The organism is Streptomyces sp. NBC_01591, assembly GCF_035918155.1.
GTDB lineage: Bacteria > Actinomycetota > Actinomycetes > Streptomycetales > Streptomycetaceae > Streptomyces.
Genome location: NZ_CP109327.1, coordinates 2226517 through 2251188, shown reverse-complemented (window position 1 = coordinate 2251188; position 24672 = coordinate 2226517). Strand labels below are relative to the sequence as shown.

Sequence of the window (24672 nt, the reverse complement as noted above, 5' to 3'; positions counted from 1 at the left end):
GCCGATGACCGCGGGGGAGGGGACGGTGCGGCTGCGGCCGCCGAACAACACGCTGGATCCGAGGGCCGTGGGGTGGTGGCGGGCCCAGTGGCTGCTGCTGACCGCCGCCCCCGTGGCCGTCCTGGCCGTGCTGGGCGTGCTCATCGGGCCCGCCCGGTTCTGGCTGCTGCTGCCCGCCGCGATCCTCGCGGTCCTCGGCATCGGCTGCGCCGTCCTCCTCCCCGCCTGGTGGTTCCGCACCCACCGCTGGGAGGTCACCGACGAAGCGGTGTACGTCAGGACCGGGGTCTTCCGGCAGGAGTGGCGGATCGCCCCGATGTCCCGGATCCAGACCGTGGACACCGTGCGCGGACCGCTCGAACAGCTCTACCGGCTCGCCACGGTCACGGTGACCACCGCGTCGGCCAGGGGCGCGGTACGGATCGAGGGCCTCGACCACGAAACGGCGGCCGGGCTGGCCGAGCGGCTGACCCGGATCACCCAGTCCACCCCCGGGGACGCCACATGAGCTCCGGGGCGGCGCTCTCCTCCTCCCCGGATGCCGGGGACGGCCGGAGCCGGGCCCCGGGCCCCGGCACGGCCACCGCCGTCGACTGGCGGCGGCTGGACCGGCGCACGGTCCTCGTCAGCGCCCTCGTCACGGCCGGGGTGGCGGCCGGTGCGGCCGTGCCCACCACGCTCGGCCTGTCCGGACGCTTCGGCTTCGGGTCCGCGGTCGCCTGGGTCCTCGCCGGCTCGATCCTGCTGATCGGCTCCGCGGCGGTCGGCGACCACGTACGGTGGCGCCGCACCCGCTACCGCATCGGCGCCGAACGGGTCGAGCTCCACACCGGGCTGTTCCTGGTCAAGAAGCGCTCACTGGCCCGGGAACGCATCCGCAGCGTCGACCTCACCGCCCATCCGCTGCAACGGGCACTCGGACTGGTCACCGTCCGCATCGGCACCGGCGAGCACTCCGGCAACGACTCCACGCTGGAACTCGACCCGGTCCCCAGGTCCGAGGGCGAACGGCTCCGCCGCGAACTGCTGGAGCGCACGGCCACCGGGACCCCGGGCACCCATTGCGAGGGCGAGCTCGCCGCCCTCGACCCGCGCTGGATCCGCTACGCACCGGTCTCCTTCGTCGCCCCCGCGCTCGGCGGTGCTGCGGCCGGCGCGGTGATGCAGGTCAGTGACTGGTTCGGGGCGCAGGGGCAGGTGATCGAGTGGATCGGCGACCGGTTCCGGGACACCTCGCTGCCCGCCATGATCGTGATCCTCGCCCTCGCCGCGGTGCTCGCCGGTGTCGTCGGCGCGCTCGGCCTGTGGGTCGAGATGTGGTGGAACTACCGGCTGGAGCGCGAACCCGGCGGGACGCTGCGCATCCGGCGCGGACTGCTGACCTCCCGGTCCGTCTCCATCGAGGAGCGGCGGCTGCGCGGGGTCGAGCTCGTCGAACCGCTCGGCATCCGTACCTTCGGCGCCGCCCGGGTCGACGCGATCACCACCGGACTCGCCAAGGACGACGAGGAACAGCACGGCGACCACAACACCCTGCTGCCCGCCGCGCCCAGGCCGGTCGCCGACGCGGTGGCCGCCGACGTCCTGCGCGAGATCACGTCCCCGACCGGCGCCCCGCTGACCGGGCACCCCCTCGCGGCCCGCGGCCGCAGGCTGCGCCGGGCGTTCTGGGCCGTCGTGGCCCCGGTGTCCGTCCTGGTGCTCCTGGGTGTGCTGCTGACACCCGTCCTGCTCTGGATCGCGCTCGCCTGGGCCGTCGTGGGGCTGCCGGCCGGGGTGCTCCTGGCCCTGGACGCGTACCGCGGCCTGGGACACGCCATCAGCGGCGACTACCTGGTGGTGAGGTCCGGCAGCGTCCGGCGCTCGACCGCCGCGCTGGAGCGGGCCGGAGTCATCGGCTGGACGGTCCGGCAGACGTACTTCCAGCGGCGGGCCGGGGTGCTGAGCGTCACCGCGACGACGGCCGCCGGAGCGGGCGCGTACACGGCGTACGACACGGACACGGGCGAGGGCCTCGACTTCGCCTCCGAGGCCGTGCCCGGCCTGCTGGAACCCTTCCTGGAGCGCGTCCCGCCCACCGCGTGACCCCGGTCAGCTGTGCGTCGTGTCGATGACGCAGAACCTGTTGCCCTCGGGGTCCGCCAGCACCACGAAGTCCGGGTCGTCCGGGTACAGCTCCCGGTCGACCCGCACCGCGCCGAGCGCGATCAGCCGGTCCACCTCGGCGTCCTGCTCCTCGGTGTACAGATCGAGGTGGACCCGGGGGACCTCCTGCACCGGCGTACCGCTGCGGCCCAGGGCCAGCCCGGCGCCGGTCCCCTCGGCCGGGACCAGTACCACCCAGTCGTCCTTCGGCGCCTCGCGCTCCACGTAGCCGAGCGCCGCCTTCCGGAACGCCGCCGCACGCCGTACGTCCGACGCACCCATCACCACGGTTCCGATACGCACCATGGCCCGAGTCACGCCTTCCACGCGACGGGCCCGGCCGCTCCGAGGAGCGAACCGGGCCCGTGCGCAACCGTACTGACGGCCCGTCAGGGAGATGCCGGCGGATACAGCGCGCGCGGCAGCCGGGAGGCCGCCGCCGCGTCCATCAGCCACAGGGTGCGGCTGCGTCCGTACGCACCGGCAGCCGGGGCCTGGATCTCCCCGGCGCCCGAGAGCGCGATCTCCGCGGCCTCCGCCTTGTCCTCGCCGGCGGCGAGCAGCCACACCTCGCGCGCCGCCCGGATCGCGGGCAGCGTGAGCGAGATGCGGGTGGGCGGCGGCTTGGGGGCGCCGTGCACACCGACGACCGTGCGCTCGGTCTCCCGTACCGCGGGCAGCTCCGGGAAGAGCGACGCGACATGCGTGTCCGGGCCGACGCCCAGCAACAGCACGTCGAAGGTCGGCACCGGACCGTGGTCCTCGGGACCGGCCGCGGCGGCCAGTTCCTCGGCGTACGAGGCCGCCGCCGCGTCGGCGTCGCCGCCGAACGGGCCGTCCGAAGCGGGCATCGCGTGCACCCGGGACGGGTCAAGCTCCACCGAGTCCAGCAGGGCCTCGCGGGCCTGCGTGACATTGCGCTCCGGATCGCCCTCCGGCAGGAACCGCTCGTCGCCCCACCACAGATCGAGCCGCGACCAGTCGATCGCGTCCCTGGCGGGCGCGCCGGCGAGCGCGGCCAGCAGGCCGTTGCCGTTGCGCCCGCCGGTGAGGACCACCGAGGCGTAGCCGCGCGCGGCCTGGGCGTCCACGATCCTCGTGATCAGCCGGGCCGCGGCGGCCTGCGCCATCAGCTCCTTGTCGCGGTGCACGACAAGTTGAGGGGCACTCACTTCGACGCCGCCTTCTTGGCCGCGGTCTTCTTCGCGGCGGCCGGGGCGGCGGCCGCCGCGGGCTCGGCCGGCTTCGGCTCCGCAGGTCCGCCGAGCTTCGCCACGCCGAACTTCACCGTCGCCTCGTAGGTGTTGTCCGGGTCCAGGCGGCGCAGCTCCTCGGCGAGCAGCTCGGCGGTGTCCCGCCGCTTGAGCGCCACCGCGCGGTCCGGCTGGCCCTGCATCGAGAGCGTGGCCAGCGAACCGTCGGGACGGTCCAGGACGATGACGCCGCTCTTGGTCTCCATCCGCACGGCCGTCAGACCGGGGCCGCCGGAGACGGTGCGCTCCACCGGCACCTTGAGCCGGTCCGCGAGCCACATGGCGAGCAGCTCGCAGCTCGGGTTCTCCGACTCGCCCTCGACCGTCGCCGAGACGACCTCGACGTGCTGCTGGTCGAGCGCGGCCGCCAGCATCGAGCGCCACGGCGTGATGCGGGCCCAGGCCAGATCGGTGTCGCCCGGGGTGTACGAGTCGGCTCGCGCCGCCAGCTCCTTGCTCGGGTCCTCCGCCGAGTACGCGTCCGTGATCCGGCGCTGGGCGAGCGCGCCCAGCGGGTCCTTCGCCGGGTCCGCGGGTGCGTCCTCGGGCCACCAGACCACGACCGGGGCGTCCGGCAGCAGCAGCGGCAGGACCACCGACTGGGCGTGGTTGACCAGCTCGCCGTGGAGACGCAGTACGACCGTCTCGCCGGTGCCCGCGTCGGAACCGACCCGCACCTCGGCGTCGAGCCGGGCGTCCCGGCGGCTGCGCGGCGAGCGGCTGACCCGCTTGATCACCGCGATGATCCGCGAGGGATGCTCGCGCGAGGCGTCACCGGCCGACTTGAGCGCGTCGTACGCGTTCTCCTCGTCGGTGACGATGACCAGGGTGAGCACCATGCCGATGGCCGGGGTGCCGATGGCACGGCGGGCCGAGATCAGCGCCTGGTTGATCTTGCTGGAAGTGGTCTCCGTGAGATCGATCTTCATGGCCGGCGCCAGCTCCGTCCGTCTCGTGCGAGCATCTCGTCGGCCTCGGCCGGACCCCAGGTGCCCGCCGGGTACTGTGCGGGCTTGCCGTGCTTGTCCCAGTACTCCTCGATCGGGTCGAGGATGTTCCAGGAGAGCTCGACCTCCTGGTGCCGGGGGAAGAGGTTGGCGTCGCCGAGCAGCACATCGAGGATGAGCCGCTCGTAGGCCTCCGGGCTGGACTCCGTGAAGGACTCGCCGTATGCGAAGTCCATCGTGACGTCCCGGACCTCCATCGAGGTGCCGGGCACCTTGGAGCCGAACCGCACGGTCACGCCCTCGTCCGGCTGGACCCGGATGACCAGGGCGTTGCCGCCCAGCTCCTCGGTGGCGCCGGACTCGAAGGGCAGATACGGGGCCCGCTTGAAGACGACCGCGATCTCCGTGACCCGGCGGCCGAGCCGCTTTCCGGTACGGAGGTAGAACGGCACGCCCGCCCAGCGGCGGTTGTTGATCGTCAGCTTGATCGCGGCGTAGGTGTCGGTCTTCGACTTGGGGTCGATGCCGTCCTCGTCGAGGTAGCCGGGGACCTCCTCGCCGCCCTGCCACGCGTGCACGTACTGGGCGCGCACGGTGTGCTTGCCCAGGTCATCCGGCAGTTCCACCGCCGTGAGCACCTTGAGCTTCTCGGCGACCAGGGCCTTCGGGTGGAAGGAGCCGGGCTCCTCCATCGCGGTCAGCGCCAGCAGCTGGAGCAGGTGGTTCTGGATGACGTCACGGGCGGCGCCGATGCCGTCGTAGTAGCCGGCCCGGCCACCGATGCCGATGTCCTCGGCCATCGTGATCTGGACGTGGTCGACGTACGACCTGTTCCAGATCGGCTCGAACATCGTGTTGGCGAACCGCAGCGCCAGGATGTTCTGGACCGTCTCCTTGCCCAGGTAGTGGTCGATCCGGAAGACCTCGTTGGGCGGGAACACGTCGTGCACGATCTGGTTGAGCTCCTGAGCGCTCTTCAGGTCGTGGCCGAAGGGCTTCTCGATGACGGCACGCCGCCAGGAGCCCTCCTTCTGGTCGGCGAGCCCGTGCTTCTTGAGCTGCTGGACGACCTTGGGGAAGAACTTCGGCGGCACGGACAGGTAGAAGGCGAAGTTGCCGCCCGTGCCCTGCGCCTTGTCGAGCTCCTGGATCGTGTTCTTCAGCTGCTCGAAGGCATCGTCGTCGTCGAAGTTGCCCTGGACGAAGCGCATCCCCTGGATGAGCTGCTGCCAGACCTCTTCGCGGAACGGCGTACGGGCGTGCTGCTTGACGGCGTCGTGGACCTCCTGTGCGAAGTCCTCGTCCTGCCACTCGCGGCGCGCGAAACCGATGAGGGAGAAGCCCGGCGGCAACAGGCCGCGGTTGGCCAGGTCGTAGACGGCGGGCATCAGCTTCTTACGGGACAAATCGCCCGTGACCCCGAAGATCACCAGACCCGACGGCCCCGCGATGCGCGGGAGCCGTCGGTCCTGGGGGTCACGAAGCGGGTTGGCTCCGGGAACACCAGACAAGGTGGTCAGCCCTCCGAAGGGGCGAGGCGCTTGAGCTCCGCCTCGGTCGAGTTGAGCAGGTCGATCCAGGCCGCCTCGAACTTCTCGACGCCCTCGTCCTCCAGGAGCTGGACGACGTCGTCGTAGGAGATCCCGAGCTTCGCCACGGCGTCGAGCTCGGCGCGGGACTGCTCGTAGGTGCCGGTGATGGTGTCGCCCGTGATCTGCCCGTGGTCGGCCGTGGCGTCCAGGGTGGCCTCGGGCATGGTGTTCACCGTGCCGGGGGCGACCAGGTCGTCCACGTACAGGGTGTCCTTGTACGCGGGGTCCTTGACGCCGGTCGAGGCCCACAGCGGACGCTGCTTGTTGGCCTGCGCCTTGTCGAGGGCGGTCCAGCGCTCCGAGGAGAAGACCTCCTCGTACGCCTGGTAGGCGAGCCGGGCGTTGGCGAGCGCCGCCTTGCCCTTGAGGGCCTTGGCCTCGTCGGTGCCGAGGGCGTCGAGCCGCTTGTCGATCTCGGTGTCCACACGGGACACGAAGAACGAGGCCACCGAGTGGATCTTGGAGAGGTCCAGGCCCGTGGCCTTCGCCTTCTCCAGGCCCGCCAGGTAGGCGTCCATGACCTCGCGGTAGCGCTCCAGCGAGAAGATCAGCGTGACGTTGACGCTGATGCCCTTGCCGATGACCTCGGTGATCGCCGGAAGACCGGCCTTCGTCGCCGGGATCTTGATGAGCGTGTTGGGCCGGTCCACCAGCCAGGCCAGCTGCTTGGCCTCGGCGACGGTGGCCGCGGTGTGATGGGCCAGACGCGGGTCGACCTCGATGGAGACCCGGCCGTCCTGGCCGTCCGTGGCGTCGAAGACCGGACGCAGGATGTCCGCCGCGTCCCGTACGTCGGCCGTCGTGATCATGCGGATGGCCTCGTCGACGGTGACCTTGCGGGTGGCGAGGTCGGTGAGCTGCTGCTCGTAACCGTCGCCGTGCGAGATCGCCTTCTGGAAGATCGACGGGTTGGTGGTGACGCCCACGACGTGCTGCTGGTCGATCAGCTCGGCGAGGTTGCCCGAGGTGATCCGCTTGCGCGACAGGTCATCGAGCCAGATCGCCACGCCCTCGTCGGAGAGGCGCTTGAGTGCGTCTGTCATGAGAAATGCATCTCCTACTAGTCGTATAACGGCGTCAGCGCGTGGCTGCGGCGAGAGATTCCCGCGCGGCGGCGGCGACGTGCTCGCCGGTGAAGCCGAACTCGCGGAAGAGGACCTTGGCGTCGGCCGAGGCACCGAAGTGCTCCAGCGAGACGATCCGGCCGGCGTCACCGACGTAGCGGTACCAGGTCAGACCGATGCCGGCCTCGACCGCGACGCGCGCCTTCACGGACGGCGGCAGAACGCTGTCCTTGTACGCCTGGTCCTGCTCCTCGAACCACTCGACCGACGGCATCGAGACCACCCGGGTCGGGATGCCGGCCGCCTGCAGCTCCTCGCGCGCCTCGACCGCGAGGTGCACCTCGGAGCCGGTGCCGATCAGCAGCACCTGCGGCTCTGCGCTCTGCCCGTCGGGCCTTTCGGCCTCGAAGAGCACGTAGCCGCCCTTGGCCGCGTCCTCGTTCGCCTCGTACGTCGGAACGCCCTGGCGGGTCAGCGCCAGACCGTGCGGGGCACCCTTGCCGAACACCTTGGTGTAGCGGCGCAGGATCTCGCGCCAGGCGATGGAGGTCTCGTTGGCGTCGGCCGGGCGGACGATGTTCAGGCCCGGGATGGCGCGCAGCGAGGCCAGGTGCTCCACCGGCTGGTGGGTCGGGCCGTCCTCGCCGAGACCGATCGAGTCGTGCGTCCACACGTACGTCACCGGCAGGTGCATCAGCGCGGACAGGCGCACGGCGTTGCGCATGTAGTCGGAGAACACCAGGAAGGTGCCGCCGTAGATACGGGTGTTGCCGTGCAGCGCGATGCCGTTCATGGCGGCGGCCATGGCGTGCTCGCGGATGCCGAAGTGGATCGTGCGGCCGTACGGGTCCGCGCCCGGCAGCGGGTTGCCGACCGGGAGGAACGACGACGTCTTGTCGATCGTGGTGTTGTTCGAGCCCGCGAGGTCGGCGGAGCCGCCCCACAGCTCGGGGATGATCTCGCCGAGTGCCTGGAGCACCTTGCCGGAGGCGGCACGGGTGGCGACACCCTTGCCCGGCTCGAAGATCGGAAGCTTGTCCTCCCAGCCCGCGGGCAGCTCGCCGGCGGAGATCCGGTCGAACTCGGCGGCGCGCTCCGGGTTGGCGGTGCGCCACGCGGCGAGGCTCTTCTCCCACTCGCCCTTGGCCTCGCGGCCGCGGTCCAGCGCCTCACGGGTGTGGGCGATGACCTCGTCGGCGACCTCGAAGGTCTTCTCCGGGTCGAAGCCGAGGACCTTCTTCGTGGCGGCGACCTCTTCGGCACCGAGCGCCGAGCCGTGCGAGGCCTCGGTGTTCTGGGCGTGCGGCGCGGGCCAGGCGATGATCGAGCGGGCCGCGATGAACGACGGGCGCTCGGTCTCGGCCTTGGCGGCCTGCAGCGCCCGGTACAGACCCGCCGGGTCCAGGTCGCCGCTCGGCAGCTGGTCGACGCGCTGGACGTGCCAGCCGTACGCCTCGTAACGCTTCAGGGTGTCCTCGGAGACCGCGGTCTCCGTGTCGCCCTCGATGGAGATGTGGTTGTCGTCCCACAGCAGGACCAGGTTGCCGAGCTTCTGGTGCCCGGCCAGCGAGGACGCCTCCGCGGAGATGCCCTCCTGGAGGCAGCCGTCACCGGCGACGACCCAGACCATGTGGTCGAAGGGGGAGGTGCCGGGGGCCGCCTCCGGGTCGAAGAGGCCGCGCTCGTAGCGGGCGGCCATCGCCATGCCCACGGCGTTGGCGACACCCTGGCCCAGCGGGCCCGTGGTCGTCTCGACGCCGGTGGTGTGGCCGTACTCCGGGTGACCAGGGGTCTTCGAGCCCCAGGTGCGGAAGGCCTTGAGGTCATCGAGCTCCAGGCCGTACCCGGCCAGGTAGAGCTGGATGTAGAGGGTCAGGCTGGTGTGACCGGCCGAGAGCACGAACCGGTCGCGCCCGGCCCAATCCGCGTCGGCGGGGTCGTGGCGCATCACCTTCTGGAAGAGGGTGTACGCGGCGGGAGCGAGGCTCATGGCCGTACCAGGGTGGCCGTTTCCGACCTTCTGTACGGCGTCCGCTGCGAGGACACGGACAGTGTCCACGGCCCGCTGGTCCAATTCGGTCCACTGGAGATCTGTGGTGGTCGGCTTGGTGCTCACCCTGAGTCAGGGCTCCTCTCCACTGTTGTAAACCGGTGACTGAGACCGCACCGGGCGTTGTCGAGCCTACCCCCGTCGGAACAAGCATTTTCCGCTGCTTTCCAGGGTGCAGGCGGCCCGCTGAGTTCGCCTCCCGTATGAGCGCGACGGCTCACTTCTGCGCCACTCCGATGAGCGCTTCTCCTTACTTATGGGCCCTCCTATGAGCGCGTCCTCATACTTCTGTGCCGCTCCCATGAGCGGGACACCCTGCTCATGGGCCGTACCACGACGGGCCGGACCCGCGCTTCCGCGCCGCTTCAACACGACCCACCCCCGCGAAGGGCGGCCTGTCCCCAACGTCTACAGTGGTCTGGTTCGCGCAAGTCTTTACCGGGCCTTCACGCCCGGAGCTTGCTGGGATTTCTCTGTCAGGGGTGTGCGTGACGGCCGTCGAGTCCCGACCCGCAGGGGTCGCCTTGACTCCCAGCCCAGGGGGCCATCGCCCGTTCGGGGCCCGTGTCAAGGCATTCGTGGCGCTGACCAAGCCGCGGATCATCGAGCTGTTGCTGATCACCACTGTTCCGGTGATGTTCCTCGCCGCTCAGGGTGTCCCCGACCTGTGGCTCGTTCTCACCACCACCATCGGCGGATATCTCTCCGCGGGCGGTGCCAACGCGCTGAACATGTACATCGACCGCGACATCGACGCCCTGATGGACCGTACGTCGCAGCGCCCGCTGGTCACCGGCATGGTGAGCCCGCGTGAGTGCCTGGTCTTCGGGTTCGCCCTCGCGGCGATCTCGACGGTCTGGTTCGGCCTGCTGGTGAACTGGCTCTCGGCCGCGCTGTCGCTCGGCGCGCTGCTGTTCTACGTCGTCGTCTACACGATGCTGCTCAAGCGCCGTACCTCGCAGAACATCGTCTGGGGCGGTATCGCGGGCTGCATGCCGGTTCTCATCGGCTGGTCGGCCGTGACGAATTCGATGTCCTGGGCCGCGGTGATTCTCTTCGCCGTCATCTTCTTCTGGACGCCGCCGCACTACTGGCCGCTCTCCATGAAGGTGAAGGAGGACTACGCCCGGGTCGGCGTCCCGATGCTTCCGGTCATCGCGTCCAACCAGGTGGTGGCCCGCCAGATCGTCATCTACAGCTGGGTGATGGTGGCCGTCTCGCTGCTGCTGACTCCGCTCGGCTACACCGGCTGGTTCTACACGGCGGTGGCGCTGGCGACCGGCGGGTTCTGGCTCTGGGAGGCGCACGGCCTGCAGAACCGGGCCAAGGCCGGTGTGACCGGCGCGAAGCTCAAGGAGATGCGGCTGTTCCACTGGTCCATCACCTATGTCTCGCTGCTCTTCGTCGCCGTGGCGGTCGACCCCTTCCTGAGGTAGTCCCGCTCCTCGATCCCTGCTGACGATTCCTGCCGACGGGCGGGGTACGTGGCCCATGCCACGTACCCCGCCCGTCGCACGTTGTTCTACCCGTCGGTAGCATCATGGACATGGCTGAGACGGCAGAGACCCAGGTGGAGAGCGGCAAGCAGGCGGCCCGCGCGGAGCGCAGGGCGGCGAAGCTCGCCAAGCAGATCGGCGCCTTCTCCAAGGCGCACGGCGGTGCGGAGGGGCAGCTCGCCTACCTCGGGCAGATGGGCACCCGCATCGTGCTCGTGGGCGAGGACGGCGACTGGGGCGATCTGGTCGCCCCTTCGTACGCGGTCGCCGAGAGTGCCACGCGGAAGGCCGGGATCACGATGCACGAGTCCTTCGACGGGGAGTTCGCCGCGAAGGTCCGCACCGGCCCGTACGAGTGGACGCGGATGGCCGGCATCCAGATCGGCGGCCCCGCCAACGCGGCCTGACCGAACAGTTCCCCCCATACGCCGATCGCCGGACGGTTCCGAGAAGGAACCCGTCCGGCGATCGGCGTACAGGGGGAGAGGCTGCTCGCGGTCAGCCCGCCACTGCGGGCTCCGGCTGCTCGGCCGAGGGGCCGGGCACCGCGGCCGCCGCCACGGGGCGCTCACGCAGCGACAGCAACACCCGCACGACCGCGATCCACACCAGGCACGAGCCCAGCATGTGCAGACCGACCAGGATCTCCGGCGTGTCGGTGAAATATTGCACGTACCCGATCACGCCCTGCGCCATCAGTACCAGGAAGAGATCACGGGCGCGGTGCAGCGGGCCGACCGGCGCGTCGACGGCCTTCAGCACGAACCAGAGCGCGACGGTCAGTGCCACCACGACCCAGGCCAGGTCGGCGTGCAGCTGCGCGATCATCTTCCAGTCGATCGGAATGCGGTGCACGTCGCTGGAGTCGCCCGCGTGCCGTCCGGCGCCCGTGACCACCGTGCCGACCGCGATCAGCAGCCCCGCGGCGACCGCGAGCAGCCAGGTCAGCTGGGACACCGCCTTGCCGACCAGTGGCCGGGGCGCCTCGTCGCCCTCGCTGACCCGTTGCCAGGTCACCATCGCGACGGTGAGCAGCGCCGTGGAGAGCAGGAAGTGCGCCGCGACGGTGTACGGGTTGAGGCCGACCAGCACCACGATCCCGCCGAGCACGGCATTGCCCATGACGATCCAGAACTGCACCCAGCCGAGCCGGGTGAGACTGCGCCGCCAGGGCTTGGCGGACCGGGCGGCGATGATCGCCCACCCGACGGCCGCGCACAGCACGTACGTCAGCATCCGGTTGCCGAACTCGATGGCGCCGTGGAAGCCCATCTCGCTCGTCGCCGTGAGGCTCTCGTCGGTGCACTTGGGCCAGGTCGGGCAGCCGAGGCCGGAGCCGGTCAGCCGCACCGCGCCGCCGGTCACGACGATGAGTACGGTCATGAGGACGGCCGACATGGCCGCACGGCGGACCGTACGGGGGGAGGGGGTCCATCGCTCGGCGATGTACAGGAGCGGGTTCCGCGCGGCTTGAGCGACTTCGGCTCGGGTCAGCTTGGGCACGCGCACCATCGTAGGCGGCGGCTTGTGCAAGCTTTCACGAGGGGGACGAGTTACCCCGAAACGTCGACGGAGCGCGTTCGCGCGCTCACGTGCGGCGGACGGCCGGACTCACTCCCAGCGGAAGAACTTCGCCGCCGCGCCCAGCCCGAGGACCGCCCACACCACCAGGACGCCGAGGTCGCCCCACGGCATCGACGCACCGTGCTGGAGCACCTCGCGCAGACCGTCCGACAGGGCCGCGATCGGCAGCAGCCCGAGCACCGACTGCACCGCGTCCGGGAACTTGTCCAGCGGCACGATGACCCCGCCGCCCACCAGCAGCAGCAGGAAGACCAGGTTGGCCGCGGCGAGCGTCGCCTCCGCCTTGAGCGTCCCGGCCATCAGCAGCCCGAGCCCGGAGAAGGCCGCCGTACCGAGCACGAGCAGCAGCAGGACGGCGAAGGGGTTGCCGTGCGGCGACCAGCCCAGCGCGAACGCGATCACCGTGAGCAGCACCACCTGCAGCACCTCGGTGACCAGCACCGCGAGGGTCTTGGCGGTCATCAGCGCCCAGCGCGGCAGCGGCGAGGCACCGAGCCGCTTGAGTACCCCGTACCGCCGCTCGAAACCGGTGGCGATGGCCTGGCCCGTGAAGGCCGTGGACATCACGGCCAGCGCGAGGATGCCGGGCGTCAGGAAGTCGACGGACTCGCCCGCGCCGGTGTCCACGATGTCGACCGCGCTGAACAGCACCAGCAGCAGCGTCGGGATGATCACGGTCAGCAGCAGCTGCTCGCCGTTGCGCAGCAGCATCCGCGTCTCCAGGGCGGTCTGCGCGGTGATCATGCGGCCCAGCGGGGCGGCACCCGGCTGCGGGGTGTACGTACCGGCGCTCATGCGCGCAGCTCCTTGCCGGTCAGTTCCAGGAAGACGTCCTCCAGCGTGTGCCGCTCCACGGAGATGCCGGAGGGCATCACTCCGTGCTGGGCGCACCAGGAGGTGACGGTGGCCAGCAGCTCCGGGTTGACGTCACCGCTGATGCGGTACGCGCCCGGGACGATCTCGGCCGCCTCGGAGCCGTCGGGCAGCGCCTTCAGCAGGGACCCGACGTCGAGACCGGGCCGGCCGGTGAAGCGCAGGGTGTTCTCGGCACCGCCGCGGCAGAGCGTCTCGGGACTGCCCTGGGCGATGACCTTGCCCGCGTCGATGACGGCGACGTCGTCGGCGAGCTCCTCGGCCTCGTCCATGAAGTGCGTGGTGAGGACGACCGACACCCCGTCGGTGCGCAGCTCGCGTACGAGATCCCAGGTGGAACGGCGGGCCTGCGGGTCGAGGCCGGCGGTCGGCTCGTCGAGGAAGACCAGTTCGGGGCGGCCGACGACGGCCATCGCCAGGGCGAGCCGCTGCTGCTGGCCGCCGGAGAGCCGCCGGTAGGTCGTACGGCCGCAGCTGCCGAGGCCGAGGCGCTCGATCAGGGTGTCGACGTCCAGCGGGTGGGCGTGGAGCTTCGCCATGTGGCGGAGCATCTCGTCGGCGCGTGCCCCGGAGTAGACACCGCCCGACTGGAGCATCACGCCGATCCGGGGGCGGAGCTTCTCGGCGCCGGCGACCGGGTCGAGTCCGAGGACCCGTACCGTCCCGGCGTCGGGGCGGCGGTAGCCCTCGCAGGTTTCGACGGTGGTGGTCTTGCCGGCGCCGTTGGGACCGAGGACGGCGGTGACCGCGCCGGTGCGTACACACAGGTCGAGGCCGTCCACAGCGGTCTTGGGGCCGTACCGCTTCACCAGGCCGCGGACCTGTACGGCGGACTCGCTCTTCATGGCCGGTAAGTCTAGGCAGGGGCGGAATGGGCCCGTCTCCCGGGGCCGAATTAGGTAACCCTAAGTGATGAATGGCACGATTGATCGTTTCGGACCGTGGTTGTCAGGGCCGGATGAATTACGCAACAATGGCGTTGTGAAATACGTTGGCGAGGCTCCGCAGGAGGAACTCGCGACCGGTGAGCGCTCGACGCGCAACCGGGTCGCGCGCTCCATCCTCGACCACGGCCCGTCCACCGTCGCCGAGCTGGCGAAGCGCCTCGGTCTCACCCAGGCCGCGGTGCGCCGCCATCTCGACGCCCTCACATCCGACAACGTCGTCGAGGCCCGTGAACAGCGGGTCTACGGGGCGCGGACCCGTGGCCGCCCGGCCAAGGTGTTCGCCCTCACCGACTGCGGCCGGGACGCCTTCGACCAGTCCTACGACAAGCTCGCGGCGGACGCCCTGCGCTGGATCGCCGAGACCTCGGGCGAGGAAGCGGTCACCACGTTCGCCCGCGCCAGGATCGCGGCCCAGTCCGAGGCGTACCGCACGGCGGTCGAGGCCGCGGCCCCCGAGGCCCGCACCGAAGCGCTGGCCAAGGCCTTGTCGGTCGACGGGTACGCTGCTACGGCGCGTAGCGCGCCCGGTCCGCAGCAGGGCGAGCAGTTGTGCCAGCACCACTGCCCGGTCGCCCATGTCGCCGAGCAGTACCCGCAGCTGTGCGAGGCGGAGACGGAGTTCTTCTCCAGCCTCCTCGGCACGCATGTGCAGCGTCTGGCCACCATCGCCCACGGCGACGGTGTGTGTACGACGTACATTCCGCGCAGCGGCCACCCCGCACCACAGACCACCAATTCAGCATCTGCAAGCACGGCCGGGAGGAACCCCGCATGACGCTCCCCATGGAGACTGCCCACCCTGAGCTCGAGGGTCTGGGCACGTACGAATTCGGCTGGGCCGACTCCGACGCGGCAGGCGCCGCGGCCAAGCGCGGGCTCTCCGAGAATGTCGTCCGCGACATCTCGGCGAAGAAGAACGAGCCCGAGTGGATGCTGAAGCTGCGCCTCAAGGGCCTGCGGCTCTTCGACAAGAAGCCCATGCCGAACTGGGGCTCCGACCTCTCGGGCATCGACTTCGACAACATCAAGTACTTCGTGCGGTCCACCGAGAAGCAGGCGGAGTCCTGGGAGGACCTGCCCGAGGACATCAAGAACACCTACGACAAGCTCGGCATCCCGGAGGCGGAGAAGCAGCGCCTGGTCGCCGGTGTCGCCGCGCAGTACGAGTCCGAGGTCGTCTACCACCAGATCCGTGAGGACCTGGAGGAGCAGGGCGTCATCTTCCTCGACACCGACACCGCGCTGAAGGAGCACCCGGAGCTCTTCAAGGAGTACTTCGGCACCGTCATCCCGGTCGGCGACAACAAGTTCGCCTCGCTGAACTCGGCCGTGTGGTCCGGTGGCTCGTTCATCTACGTGCCCAAGGGTGTCCACGTCGACATCCCGCTGCAGGCCTACTTCCGCATCAACACGGAGAACATGGGCCAGTTCGAGCGGACGCTGATCATCGTCGACGAGGACGCCTACGTCCACTACGTCGAGGGCTGCACCGCCCCGATCTACTCCTCCGACTCGCTGCACTCCGCGGTCGTCGAGATCATCGTGAAGAAGGGCGGCCGCTGCCGCTACACGACGATCCAGAACTGGTCGAACAACGTCTACAACCTGGTCACCAAGCGCGCCGTGGCCTACGAGGGCGCGACCATGGAGTGGGTCGACGGCAACATCGGCTCCAAGGTCACCATGAAGTACCCGGCCGTCTACCTGATGGGCGAGCACGCCAAGGGCGAGACCCTGTCCATCGCCTTCGCGGGCGAGGGCCAGCACCAGGACGCCGGCGCCAAGATGGTCCACATGGCGCCGAACACCTCCTCCAACATCGTCTCCAAGTCGGTGGCGCGAGGCGGCGGCCGCACCTCCTACCGCGGTCTGATCGAGATCGGCGAGGGCGCGCCGGGCGCGAAGTCCAACGTGCTCTGTGATGCGCTGCTGGTCGACACGATCTCGCGCTCCGACACCTACCCGTATGTCGACGTCCGCGAGGACGACGTGTCGATGGGCCACGAGGCGACCGTCTCCAAGGTCTCCGAGGACCAGCTCTTCTACCTGATGAGCCGCGGTCTGACGGAGTTCGAGGCGATGGCGATGATCGTGCGCGGCTTCGTCGAGCCGATCGCGAAGGAGCTGCCGATGGAGTACGCCCTCGAGCTCAACCGGCTGATCGAGCTGCAGATGGAGGGTTCGGTCGGCTAGCGCAGCCTGACGACCGAATTCCCCGACCACTGACAGAGAAAGCGAGCACTACGACAGCCATGGCTGAGGCTCAGAACATTCCGGCGGGGTCCACCACCACCGGTTCCATCGCGGTGGCCGCCGAGTCGACCGTCGCCACGCGCATGAGCGCGCCCCCGTCCTTCGACGTCGCGGACTTCCCGGTCCCGCTCGGCCGCGAGGAGGAGTGGCGGTTCACGCCGCTGGAGCGGCTGCGCGGGCTGCACGACGGCACGGCCACCGCCACCGGCGGCGCTGTGAAGGTCGCGATCGAGGCCCCCGAGGGCGTCACGGTCGAGACCGTCGGCCGTGACGACGCGAGGCTCGGCAAGGCCGGCATCCCGGTGGACCGCGTCGCCGCCCAGGCGTACAGCTCCTTCGAGCAGGCGTCCGTCGTCACGGTCGCCAAGGAGGCCGTGCTCACCGAGCCGATCCGCATCGCGGTGCACGGCGAGGGCGGCGTGGCCTACGGCCACCAGGTCGTCGAGCTGGGTGCCTTCGCCGAGGCCGTCGTCGTCATCGACCACACCGGTGACGCGGTGCTCGCCGCCAACGTGGACTACGTCCTCGGCGACGGAGCCAAGCTCACCGTCGTCTCCGTGCAGGACTGGGACGAGAACGCGGTCCACGTCGGCCAGCACAACGCGCTGGTCGGCCGGGACGCCTCGTTCAAGTCGATCGTCGTCACCTTCGGCGGCGACCTCGTCCGGCTCCACCCGCGCGTCAACTACGCGGGCACCGGCGGCGAGGCCGAGCTCTTCGGCCTGTACTTCACCGACAAGGGCCAGCACCAGGAGCACCGCCTCCTGGTCAACCACAACACCCCGCACTGCAAGTCCAACGCCGCCTACAAGGGCGCGCTCCAGGGCGACGGCGCACACGCGGTGTGGATCGGTGACGTCCTCATCCAGGCCAGTGCCGAGGGCACCGACACCTACGAGATGAACCGCAACCTCGTCCTCACGGACGGCGCGCGGGTCGACTCCGTGCCTAACCTGGAGATCGAGACCGGCGAGATCGTCGGCGCCGGCCACGCCTCCGCGACCGGCCGGTTCGACGACGAGCAGCTCTTCTACCTGATGTCCCGGGGCATCGGTGCCGAGGAGGCCCGCCGGCTCGTCGTGCGCGGCTTCTTCGCCGAGCTCGTCCAGCAGATCGGTCTGCCGGACGTCGAGGCGCGGCTGCTGGAGAAGATCGAGGCCGAGCTGAAGGCCTCCGTCTGATGGCCTTCGTCAAAGCCTGCGCGCTGAGTGAGCTGGAGGACGACACCCCGAAGCGGGTGGAGCTCGACGGCGTCCCGGTGTCCGTCGTCCGTACCGAGGGCGAGGTGTACGCGATCAACGACATCTGCTCGCACGCGAACGTCTCACTGTCCGAGGGAGAGGTCGAGGACTGCATGATCGAGTGCTGGCTGCACGGCTCCAGCTTCGACCTCCGCACCGGCAAGCCGTCCGGCCTTCCCGCGACGCGCCCCGTCCCCGTATACCCCGTCAAGATCGAAGGGGACGATGTGCTCGTCTCCGTCACCCAGGAGTCCTGAGTCACCCATGGCAACGCTTGAAATCCGCGACCTGCACGTCTCCGTCGAGGCCGACAACGCCACGAAGGAGATCCTCAAGGGCGTCGACCTGATCGTGAAGCAGGGCGAGACCCACGCCATCATGGGCCCCAACGGGTCCGGCAAGTCCACCCTCGCGTACTCCCTCGCGGGTCACCCCAAGTACACGATCACCAGCGGTTCGGTGACCCTGGACGGCGAGGACGTCCTGGAGATGACCGTCGACGAGCGCGCCCGCGCCGGTCTGTTCCTCGCGATGCAGTACCCCGTCGAGATCCCCGGTGTCTCGGTCTCCAACTTCCTCCGCACCTCCGCCACCTCCGTCCGCGGCGAGGCACCCAAGCTGCGCACCTGGGTGAAGGAGGTCAAGGAGACGATGGGCCGGCTCCAGATGGACCCGGCGTTCGCCGAGCGCAACGTCAACGAGGGCTTCTCCGGCGGCGAGAAGAAGCGCCACGAGATCCTTCAGCTGGAGCTCCTCAAGCCGAAGGTCGCGATCCTCGACGAGACCGACTCCGGCCTGGACGTCGACGCCCTGCGCATCGTCTCCGAGGGCGTCAACCGGGTCCGCGAGACCGGCGAGGTCGGCACCCTGCTGATCACGCACTACACGCGGATCCTCCGCTACATCAAGCCCGACTTCGTGCACGTCTTCGCCAACGGCCGCATTGCCGAGTCCGGCGGCGCCGAGCTCGCCGACAAGCTGGAGAACGAGGGCTACGAGGCATATGTGAAGGGTGGCGCTTCCGCGTGACACAGCTGCCGGGCCTCCTCGACACCGAGGCGATCCGCAAGGACTTCCCCCTGCTGGATCGTACGGTCCACGACGGGAAGAAGGTCGTCTACCTGGACAGCGCTGCGACCTCGCAGAAGCCGCGCCAGGTGCTCGACGCCCTCAACGAGTACTACGAGCGGCACAACGCCAACGTGCACCGCGGTGTGTACACGATCGCGGAGGAGGCCACGGCGCTGTACGAAGGCGCCCGTGACAAGGTCGCCGCGTTCATCAACGCGCCCAGCCGCGACGAGGTGATCTTCACCAAGAACGCCTCCGAGTCGCTCAACCTCGTGGCCAACATGCTCGGCTGGGCCGACGAGCCCTACCGGGTGGACCACGACACCGAGATCGTCACCACGGAGATGGAGCACCACTCCAACATCGTGCCGTGGCAGCTGCTCTCGCAGCGCACCGGTGCGAAGCTGAAGTGGTTCGGCATCACCGACGACGGCCGCCTCGACCTGTCCAACATCGACGAGATCATCACGGAGAAGACGAAGATCGTCACCTTCACCCTGGTCTCCAACATCATGGGCACGATCAACCCGGTCGAGAAGATTATCCGCCGGGCCCAGCAGGTCGGCGCGCTGGTCTGTATCGACGCCTCGCAGGCCGCCCCGCACATGGTGCTGGACGTGCAGGCGCTGCAGGCCGACTTCGTGGCCTTCACGGGGCACAAGATGGTCGGCCCGACCGGCATCGGCGTGCTCTGGGGACGGCAGGAGCTCCTGGAGGACCTGCCGCCGTTCCTCGGTGGCGGCGAGATGATCGAGACCGTGTCGATGCACTCGTCGACGTACGCCCCCGCGCCGCACAAGTTCGAGGCCGGTACGCCCCCGATCGCCCAGGCCGTCGGCCTCGGCGCGGCCGTGGACTACCTCTCGGCGATCGGCATGGAGAAGATCTACCGGCACGAGCACGCGATCACCGAGTACGCGGTGAAGCGGCTCCTGGAGGTCCCTGACCTGCGGATCATCGGTCCGGCGACGGCCGAGGACCGCGGCGCCACGATCTCCTTCACGCTCGGCGACATCCACCCGCACGATGTGGGCCAGGTGCTCGACGAGCAGGGCATCGCGGTCCGGGTCGGACACCACTGCGCACGGCCGGTCTGCCTGCGGTACGGAATTCCTGCGACCACGCGAGCGTCGTTCTATCTGTACTCCACGCCCGCCGAGGTCGATGCCCTGGTGGACGGTCTGGAGCACGTACGGAACTTTTTCGGATAATGGGCGAGCGGCTGAGGGTTGACTGGTGAAGCTTGATTCCATGTACCAGGAAGTGATCCTGGACCACTACAAGCACCCCCACGGGCGCGGCCTGCGGGACGGCGACGCCGAGGTGCACCACGTCAACCCGACGTGCGGCGACGAGATCACTCTCCGGGTGAAGTACGACGGCGAGACCATCGCCGATGTGTCGTACGAGGGTCAGGGCTGCTCCATCAGCCAGGCCAGCGCCTCCGTGCTGAACGACCTGCTGGTCGGCAAGGAGCTGGGCCAGGCGCAGAAGATCCAGGAGACCTTCCTGGAGCTGATGCAGTCGAAGGGCCAGCTGGAGCCGGACGACGCGATGGAGGAGGTGTTGGAGGACGCGGTCGCGTTCGCCGGCGTCTCGAAGTACCCGGCCCGGGTGAAGTGCGCGCTGCTGAGCTGGATGGCGTGGAAGGACGCGACGGCGAAAGCGCTGTCCGAAGGGAAGACGGCATGAGCGACAACGAGACTCTCACCACCAAGCCGGCCTCCGAGGAGGAGGTCCGCGAGGCGCTGTACGACGTGGTCGACCCCGAGCTGGGCATCGATGTCGTCAACCTGGGCCTGATCTACGGCATCCACATCGACGACGCCAACATCGCCACCCTCGACATGACGCTGACGTCCGCGGCCTGCCCGCTGACCGATGTCATCGAGGACCAGGCGAAGTCCGCGACCGACGGCATCGTCAGCGAGCTGCGGATCAACTGGGTCTGGATGCCGCCGTGGGGCCCGGACAAGATCACGGACGACGGGCGGGAGCAGCTGCGCGCTCTGGGCTTCAACGTCTGAGCCCAACCCGTACGACGAACGGCTCCCGGTTCTGTGCCGGGGGCCGTTTTTCGTCGTTGTTTCGCCTGCCGTACGCCTGATGTGTGTTCGTCGTTGGCACGGGTACCGGAACCTACCCGCGACACCACGCCGACGAGAGGCATGCCGTGCTGCATCAGTTTTCGCTCCCCGACCGCAGGGTGGCCGCCGCCGCGAGCGGCGTTCTCCTGCTGGCCGCCCTGGGGATCAACACCCCAGCGCACGCCGCGAGTTACGGAACGCCGACGATCGGGCTCTCGGCCTCCTACCTCTCCGGTGCCGTCGGCGCGAGCGGTGACCCCGTGGTGACCGTCACCGTCGCGCAGAGCGGGGCAGATGCGAGCGAGCTCGGCGTGGCGGCGTCCGCCAGCTCCGAGTCGTCCGTCGCCGGGACCGGAGATGTGACCGTGACGGGGACCGGGGGCACCCGGAAGCTCACGGTCGCCGCGCACGGGCGCGGCTACACCGACCTCACGATCAAGGTCACCGGACGCGGCGGCAAGACCGCCACCAAGAAGCTGCACTACGCCGCTTCCGGCGCCGCGCAGAATGCCGCCGACACGCGCTACCTCACCGGCTCCTCGGATGCATCGGCCGCCGTGGACATCGGCGGCGGATACATGGTCGTGGCCGACGACGAGTCCAACACGCTGCGCCTGTACGACCGTTCCGCATCCGGCGGGCCGGTGAAGAGCTGGGACGTCGGCTCGGAGCTCGGGGTGGACAAGGAGATCGACATCGAGGGCGCGGCCCGGGTCGGCAACACCATCTACTGGACCGGTTCGCTCGGCAACAACAAGGACGGCGAGTACAAGTCCGACCGCAACACCGTCTTCACCACGACGGTGACCGGTTCGGGCGCTGACACCCGGCTGACGGTGGGCGGCTCGTACGAGAAGCTCCGCGACGACCTCGTCGCGTGGGACGAGGCGAACGGCGACCGGCTCGGCTTCGCCGAGGGCACGGCCGACGGTGAGGCGCCCAAGCAGATCGACGGGTTCAACATCGAGGGCCTGGAGTTCGCACCCGGCTCGACGACCACCGCGTACCTCGGCTTTCGGGCGCCCCTGGTGCCGCCGAAGTCGGGAGGCAAGGCCCTGATCGTGCCCGTCACCAACTTCGACGAGGTGGCCGACAGCGGGGCGAAGGCGGTCATGGGCGCGCCGATCGAGCTGGACCTCGACGGGCTCAGCATCCGGGACATCCGGAAGAACGCCGCCGACCAGTATCTGATCGTGGCCGGTTCCTGGGCCGCCGACGACAACTCCGACCCGTACGCCCTCTACACCTGGGACGGTGTCGCCTCGCACGCGCCGGTCAAGCGGGCCGATCTGCCGACGGCGGACCCGGGCGGCTGGGAAGTCGTCGTGGAGGTTCCGGACCTGACGGTTCCGGGTACCCGGGCCCAGCTGATCACCGATGCCGGATCGGCCGATCTGTACGGGGACGGCACGGAGGCGAAGGACCTCGACCACGCCGAATGGAAGAAGTCCCGGGCCACCTGGTTCACCGTCGGCGGCTGACGGACCGGACGGCCTCGCGATGTACGGACTCGCGCATTGAGGATGCGAACGGCCATGTCCGCCGGGCAGACTGGCGGACATGGCCGTTTCCTTTTACAGCATCGTCGTCGACACCCACGATCTGCCGTCCCTCGCCCGCTTCTGGTGCCAAGTGCTCGACTGGCAGCTGCTCTTCGAGGGCGACGACGAGATCGTCATCGGTGCCGACAAGTCCGCCTGTCCCGGTATCACCTTCATCCCCGTACCGGAGGGGAAGACGGTCAAGAACCGGCTGCACATCGATCTCGCCCCCGATGACCTGACCGCCGAGGTCGAGCGCATCATCGGGCTCGGGGCGCGGCGGGCCGACATCGGGCAGCAGCCGGATGTGAACTGGGTGGTGCTGACGGACCCCGAGGGGAACGAGTTCTGTGTGCTGACGCCGAAGAACTCACTCATCGACTGAGCGGACCTGGGCGCGCCGCCCCCGATCCGGCCTGATCCGCCGAACGAAAGACCCTAGGGGCCGTACGGCGGGCCGTACTGCGGGGGTACGGCCGCCGCCTCGGCGAGGGCCGGGCCCAGGTTCTCCGTACGCATGCGCCGGTCGACGTAGAGCAGTCCGGTCACCAGCTGCGGGAACGTCGCCGAGATGAACTGACCGATCAGCTGCCCGAGCGCCATGATCACCAGGTAGCCGCTCATGGCGAAGGCGATCGCGGCCGGGTTCGGGTCCTCGTCCAGGGTCGATCCGCCGATGACGCCGGAGAACATGCCGAGGAACGAGAACGGGATCTGGATGATGTAGCTCGCCGCGGCGGCCAGGGCGAAGGCCAGCAGGGAGATCCCGAGGACCCGCCACCAGTCGCCGCGCACCAGCTGCGAGGAGCGGCGCAGGGCGGCCACCGGGGACTGCCCCTCGAACACCGCGGCCGAGGGCGCCAGGCAGAACTTCACCCAGAGCCAGATCGCGAGGGGGGCGGTGGCCAGGGCGCCCAGGAAGCCGAGCGCGGTCCACAACGCGACGTTGCCCCCGTGCGACAGAGTGATGGCGCCGATGATCAACGCGAAGAAGCCGACCACCATGAGCACCATCGGGATCATCGCGACCAGGAAGGTCAGGACCACCGTTCCGAACACCGCCGGCACGCGGGCCCAGGCCCGGCGCCAGATGTAGGAGAAGGTGGTCGGCCGGCCCAGCACCGCCTCCTGCAGAATCGCGGGCACGGTCGCGTACATCATGGCCGTGGCGACCGCGAAGGTGATCATGGCGACCAGCCAGACGACGCCGAAGGCGACCACGATCGGCACCACGTCGGAGGACGTCGGGTCCTCCTCGGCGCTGAGCGAGATGACCCTGCTCAGATGGCTGCTGACCGCGGAGTACCCGATCAGGGCCGTGGCGGCCATGATCGCCACCGCTCCGCCGTACACGGCCGCGCCGATGCCGAACAGCTGCTTCCAGTAGCGCCCCATCGTGCTGAAGGCGCCGCCGAATATGTCCCCGAGCCTCAGGGGCGCCAGCGGTATCACCCCGGGTTTCGGCGGTGGCGTCCAGCCGCCCCATCCCGGCGGTCCCGGGGGCCCTCCGTACGGTGCTCCGCCGCCCCACCCTGCGTCCTGCGCCACTGCTGCTCCGTCGTCTGTCGTTGTCCGGTGTGCTGGTCGGGACACCGTAGCGTCCCGGCCGGCGGGAAGCGCCCGTACCGTCGCACGCACGGCGATGCGTACACTCGTACACATGGGATACGGACTGCTGGCCGCGGCGATCGCGGCGGAGGTGGCCGGCACGACGGCCATGAAGTACAGCGAGGGCTTCACCCGGCTCTGGCCCTCGCTGATCACCGTTGCGGGATACCTTGTGGCCTTTGGGCTGCTCGCCCAGACGCTGAAGACGCTGTCGGTGGGCACGGCCTATGCCATCTGGGCCGGCATCGGCACCGCGGCGGTCGCCGCCATCGGCATCCTCTTCATGGGCGAGTCCGGCAGCCCGGTCAAACTGGCGGGCATAGCGCTGGTCATCGCCGGGGTGGTGGTGCTGAATCTGGGAGGGGCCCACTGATGGTGCGCCGCTACGACCCCGAGCGGCGCGACCGCATCATCGACGCCGCGATCAGGGTGGTCGGCGCCAAGGGCATCGCGGGGCTGAGCCACCGCTCCGTCGCCGCCGAGGCCGATGTGCCGCTGGGCTCGACGACGTATCACTTCGCGTCGCTGGACGAGCTGTTGATCGCGGCGCTGCGCCGGTCGAACGAGAATTTCGCCGAGGTCCTGCGGGAGAGCAAGGCGCTGGCCGACCCGGCGGCCGACCTCGCCGAGGAACTGGCCGGGCTGCTGGGGGAGTACTTCTCCGGCGGGCGCGGACGGGCCGAGCTGGAGTACGAGCTGTATCTCGCCGCGCTCCGCAGGCCCGCGCTGCGGCCCGTCGCCGCCGAGTGGACCGACTGCACCGCCGAGCTGCTGTCCCGGCGCACCGATCCGGCCACGGCGCGGGCGCTGATCGCGCTGATGGACGGGATCTGCCTGCAGGTACTGCTCACCGGCGGCGAGTACGACGAGGCGTACGCGCGGGAGATGCTGGGGCGGATCGCCGGGTGACGGCTCCGCAC

At 69.7% G+C, this 24672-nt stretch carries 26 protein-coding genes; 16 read left to right on the top strand and 10 right to left on the bottom strand.

The genetic code is table 11. The annotated features are described in order from the left end of the window. Nucleotides 1–4: 4 nt before the first annotated feature. A complete protein-coding gene (locus OG978_RS10515) occupies nucleotides 5–508 on the top strand; it encodes a PH domain-containing protein (RefSeq protein ID WP_326764945.1) in 504 nt (167 codons plus the stop codon). Beyond that, entirely contained in the window at nucleotides 505–2085 is a 1581-nt protein-coding gene (locus tag OG978_RS10510) for a PH domain-containing protein (RefSeq protein ID WP_326764944.1), read from the top strand. The genes OG978_RS10515 and OG978_RS10510 overlap by 4 nt, the downstream gene beginning before the upstream one ends. Before the next feature lie 6 nt (nucleotides 2086–2091). On the opposite strand, the gene OG978_RS10505 is transcribed toward OG978_RS10510, so the two are convergent. The 6 genes from OG978_RS10505 to tkt form a co-directional block, all read right to left on the bottom strand. Further along, nucleotides 2092–2451: a VOC family protein gene (locus OG978_RS10505; protein WP_326764943.1), complete on the bottom strand. Its 360-nt coding sequence runs from the start codon at nucleotides 2449–2451 to the stop codon at nucleotides 2092–2094. Between the two features lie 83 nt (nucleotides 2452–2534). Beyond that, nucleotides 2535–3317, bottom strand: coding sequence for a 6-phosphogluconolactonase (gene pgl, locus OG978_RS10500; RefSeq protein WP_326764942.1), 783 nt, complete (start codon nucleotides 3315–3317; stop codon nucleotides 2535–2537). Then, complete coding sequence (gene opcA, locus OG978_RS10495) at nucleotides 3314–4327, bottom strand: glucose-6-phosphate dehydrogenase assembly protein OpcA (RefSeq protein ID WP_326764941.1); 1014 nt, start codon at nucleotides 4325–4327, stop codon at nucleotides 3314–3316. The genes pgl and opcA overlap by 4 nt, the downstream gene beginning before the upstream one ends. After that, nucleotides 4324–5856, bottom strand: coding sequence for a glucose-6-phosphate dehydrogenase (gene zwf / locus OG978_RS10490; protein WP_326764940.1), 1533 nt, complete (start codon nucleotides 5854–5856; stop codon nucleotides 4324–4326). The genes opcA and zwf overlap by 4 nt, the downstream gene beginning before the upstream one ends. A 5-nt stretch (nucleotides 5857–5861) precedes the next feature. Continuing rightward, nucleotides 5862–6980, bottom strand: a complete 1119-nt coding sequence (gene tal / locus OG978_RS10485; RefSeq protein WP_326764939.1) for a transaldolase — start codon at nucleotides 6978–6980, stop codon at nucleotides 5862–5864. 34 nt (nucleotides 6981–7014) lie between these two features. Continuing rightward, on the bottom strand, nucleotides 7015–9117 hold the full coding sequence (gene tkt / locus OG978_RS10480; RefSeq protein ID WP_326764938.1) for a transketolase: 2103 nt from the start codon (nucleotides 9115–9117) through the stop codon (nucleotides 7015–7017). 416 nt (nucleotides 9118–9533) lie between these two features. On the opposite strand from tkt, the gene OG978_RS10475 reads away from it, so the two are divergent. Both OG978_RS10475 and OG978_RS10470 read left to right on the top strand, forming a co-directional pair. Then, entirely contained in the window at nucleotides 9534–10487 is a 954-nt protein-coding gene (locus tag OG978_RS10475; protein ID WP_326764937.1) for a heme o synthase, read from the top strand. Between the two features lie 110 nt (nucleotides 10488–10597). Beyond that, a complete protein-coding gene (locus OG978_RS10470) occupies nucleotides 10598–10954 on the top strand; it encodes a hypothetical protein (protein WP_326764936.1) in 357 nt (118 codons plus the stop codon). 91 nt (nucleotides 10955–11045) lie between these two features. Here the strand turns inward: OG978_RS10470 and OG978_RS10465 are convergent, their stop codons facing one another. From OG978_RS10465 to OG978_RS10455, 3 genes are all read right to left on the bottom strand, one after another. Further along, nucleotides 11046–12059, bottom strand: a complete 1014-nt coding sequence (locus OG978_RS10465) for a COX15/CtaA family protein (protein WP_326764935.1) — start codon at nucleotides 12057–12059, stop codon at nucleotides 11046–11048. A 99-nt stretch (nucleotides 12060–12158) separates the two neighbouring features. Further along, nucleotides 12159–12926 (bottom strand): ABC transporter permease, encoded by a 768-nt coding sequence (locus OG978_RS10460; RefSeq protein WP_326764934.1) that lies wholly within the window; start codon nucleotides 12924–12926, stop codon nucleotides 12159–12161. Further along, nucleotides 12923–13849, bottom strand: coding sequence for an ABC transporter ATP-binding protein (locus OG978_RS10455; RefSeq protein ID WP_326764933.1), 927 nt, complete (start codon nucleotides 13847–13849; stop codon nucleotides 12923–12925). The genes OG978_RS10460 and OG978_RS10455 overlap by 4 nt, the downstream gene beginning before the upstream one ends. Nucleotides 13850–13985: 136 nt before the next feature. On the opposite strand from OG978_RS10455, the gene OG978_RS10450 reads away from it, so the two are divergent. The 10 genes from OG978_RS10450 (at nucleotide 13986) to OG978_RS10405 (ending at nucleotide 22529) form a co-directional block, all read left to right on the top strand. Then, nucleotides 13986–14726 (top strand): helix-turn-helix transcriptional regulator, encoded by a 741-nt coding sequence (locus tag OG978_RS10450; RefSeq protein WP_326764932.1) that lies wholly within the window; start codon nucleotides 13986–13988, stop codon nucleotides 14724–14726. Then, nucleotides 14723–16144 carry a Fe-S cluster assembly protein SufB gene (gene sufB, locus OG978_RS10445; protein ID WP_326764931.1) on the top strand — a complete coding sequence of 474 codons (1422 nt, stop codon included), beginning with the start codon at nucleotides 14723–14725 and terminating at the stop codon, nucleotides 16142–16144. The genes OG978_RS10450 and sufB overlap by 4 nt, the downstream gene beginning before the upstream one ends. Nucleotides 16145–16203: 59 nt before the next feature. Continuing rightward, complete coding sequence (gene sufD, locus OG978_RS10440) at nucleotides 16204–17385, top strand: Fe-S cluster assembly protein SufD (protein WP_326764930.1); 1182 nt, start codon at nucleotides 16204–16206, stop codon at nucleotides 17383–17385. Beyond that, complete coding sequence (locus OG978_RS10435; protein ID WP_072483053.1) at nucleotides 17385–17702, top strand: bifunctional 3-phenylpropionate/cinnamic acid dioxygenase ferredoxin subunit; 318 nt, start codon at nucleotides 17385–17387, stop codon at nucleotides 17700–17702. Before sufD ends, OG978_RS10435 begins: the two co-directional genes overlap by 1 nt. Before the next feature lie 7 nt (nucleotides 17703–17709). Beyond that, complete coding sequence (gene sufC, locus OG978_RS10430; RefSeq protein WP_326764929.1) at nucleotides 17710–18474, top strand: Fe-S cluster assembly ATPase SufC; 765 nt, start codon at nucleotides 17710–17712, stop codon at nucleotides 18472–18474. After that, on the top strand, nucleotides 18471–19727 hold the full coding sequence (locus OG978_RS10425; protein ID WP_326764928.1) for a cysteine desulfurase: 1257 nt from the start codon (nucleotides 18471–18473) through the stop codon (nucleotides 19725–19727). Before sufC ends, OG978_RS10425 begins: the two co-directional genes overlap by 4 nt. A 25-nt stretch (nucleotides 19728–19752) precedes the next feature. Continuing rightward, nucleotides 19753–20208 (top strand): Fe-S cluster assembly sulfur transfer protein SufU, encoded by a 456-nt coding sequence (gene sufU, locus OG978_RS10420; RefSeq protein ID WP_072483050.1) that lies wholly within the window; start codon nucleotides 19753–19755, stop codon nucleotides 20206–20208. Beyond that, a complete protein-coding gene (locus OG978_RS10415; RefSeq protein ID WP_030974666.1) occupies nucleotides 20205–20543 on the top strand; it encodes a metal-sulfur cluster assembly factor in 339 nt (112 codons plus the stop codon). Before sufU ends, OG978_RS10415 begins: the two co-directional genes overlap by 4 nt. 146 nt (nucleotides 20544–20689) lie before the next feature. Beyond that, nucleotides 20690–22084: a DUF3616 domain-containing protein gene (locus OG978_RS10410; protein WP_326764927.1), complete on the top strand. Its 1395-nt coding sequence runs from the start codon at nucleotides 20690–20692 to the stop codon at nucleotides 22082–22084. A gap of 79 nt (nucleotides 22085–22163) precedes the next feature. Next, entirely contained in the window at nucleotides 22164–22529 is a 366-nt protein-coding gene (locus tag OG978_RS10405; protein ID WP_326764926.1) for a VOC family protein, read from the top strand. Between the two features lie 53 nt (nucleotides 22530–22582). Here the strand turns inward: OG978_RS10405 and OG978_RS10400 are convergent, their stop codons facing one another. Next, nucleotides 22583–23596: a hypothetical protein gene (locus tag OG978_RS10400; RefSeq protein ID WP_326764925.1), complete on the bottom strand. Its 1014-nt coding sequence runs from the start codon at nucleotides 23594–23596 to the stop codon at nucleotides 22583–22585. 208 nt (nucleotides 23597–23804) lie between these two features. Here OG978_RS10400 and OG978_RS10395 point away from each other — a divergent pair, with 208 nt between their 5' ends. After that, nucleotides 23805–24125: a DMT family transporter gene (locus OG978_RS10395; RefSeq protein ID WP_124718537.1), complete on the top strand. Its 321-nt coding sequence runs from the start codon at nucleotides 23805–23807 to the stop codon at nucleotides 24123–24125. Then, the gene (locus OG978_RS10390; protein WP_326764924.1) at nucleotides 24125–24661 is read left to right on the top strand and encodes a TetR/AcrR family transcriptional regulator; all 537 of its coding nucleotides are present in this window, start codon (nucleotides 24125–24127) and stop codon (nucleotides 24659–24661) included. The genes OG978_RS10395 and OG978_RS10390 overlap by 1 nt, the downstream gene beginning before the upstream one ends. Nucleotides 24662–24672 lie beyond the last annotated feature (11 nt).

What these genes read in the sequence shown, in the direction of transcription:
- OG978_RS10415 (WP_030974666.1), top strand. Translation starts at nt 20,205, where the DNA reads ATGAGCGACAACGAGACTCTCACCACCAAGCCGGCCTCCGAGGAGGAG.
- sufC (WP_326764929.1), top strand. Translation starts at nt 17,710, where the DNA reads ATGGCAACGCTTGAAATCCGCGACCTGCACGTCTCCGTCGAGGCCGAC.
- OG978_RS10435 (WP_072483053.1), top strand. Translation starts at nt 17,385, where the DNA reads ATGGCCTTCGTCAAAGCCTGCGCGCTGAGTGAGCTGGAGGACGACACC.
- OG978_RS10470 (WP_326764936.1), top strand. Translation starts at nt 10,598, where the DNA reads ATGGCTGAGACGGCAGAGACCCAGGTGGAGAGCGGCAAGCAGGCGGCC.
- OG978_RS10390 (WP_326764924.1), top strand. Translation starts at nt 24,125, where the DNA reads ATGGTGCGCCGCTACGACCCCGAGCGGCGCGACCGCATCATCGACGCC.
- sufD (WP_326764930.1), top strand. Translation starts at nt 16,204, where the DNA reads ATGGCTGAGGCTCAGAACATTCCGGCGGGGTCCACCACCACCGGTTCC.
- OG978_RS10510 (WP_326764944.1), top strand. Translation starts at nt 505, where the DNA reads ATGAGCTCCGGGGCGGCGCTCTCCTCCTCCCCGGATGCCGGGGACGGC.
- tal (WP_326764939.1), bottom strand. Translation starts at nt 6,980, where the DNA reads ATGACAGACGCACTCAAGCGCCTCTCCGACGAGGGCGTGGCGATCTGG.
- sufB (WP_326764931.1), top strand. Translation starts at nt 14,723, where the DNA reads ATGACGCTCCCCATGGAGACTGCCCACCCTGAGCTCGAGGGTCTGGGC.
- OG978_RS10455 (WP_326764933.1), bottom strand. Translation starts at nt 13,849, where the DNA reads ATGAAGAGCGAGTCCGCCGTACAGGTCCGCGGCCTGGTGAAGCGGTAC.
- OG978_RS10405 (WP_326764926.1), top strand. Translation starts at nt 22,164, where the DNA reads ATGGCCGTTTCCTTTTACAGCATCGTCGTCGACACCCACGATCTGCCG.
- opcA (WP_326764941.1), bottom strand. Translation starts at nt 4,327, where the DNA reads ATGAAGATCGATCTCACGGAGACCACTTCCAGCAAGATCAACCAGGCG.
- OG978_RS10460 (WP_326764934.1), bottom strand. Translation starts at nt 12,926, where the DNA reads ATGAGCGCCGGTACGTACACCCCGCAGCCGGGTGCCGCCCCGCTGGGC.
- OG978_RS10505 (WP_326764943.1), bottom strand. Translation starts at nt 2,451, where the DNA reads ATGGTGCGTATCGGAACCGTGGTGATGGGTGCGTCGGACGTACGGCGT.
- OG978_RS10395 (WP_124718537.1), top strand. Translation starts at nt 23,805, where the DNA reads ATGGGATACGGACTGCTGGCCGCGGCGATCGCGGCGGAGGTGGCCGGC.
- OG978_RS10465 (WP_326764935.1), bottom strand. Translation starts at nt 12,059, where the DNA reads ATGGTGCGCGTGCCCAAGCTGACCCGAGCCGAAGTCGCTCAAGCCGCG.
- OG978_RS10515 (WP_326764945.1), top strand. Translation starts at nt 5, where the DNA reads ATGACCGCGGGGGAGGGGACGGTGCGGCTGCGGCCGCCGAACAACACG.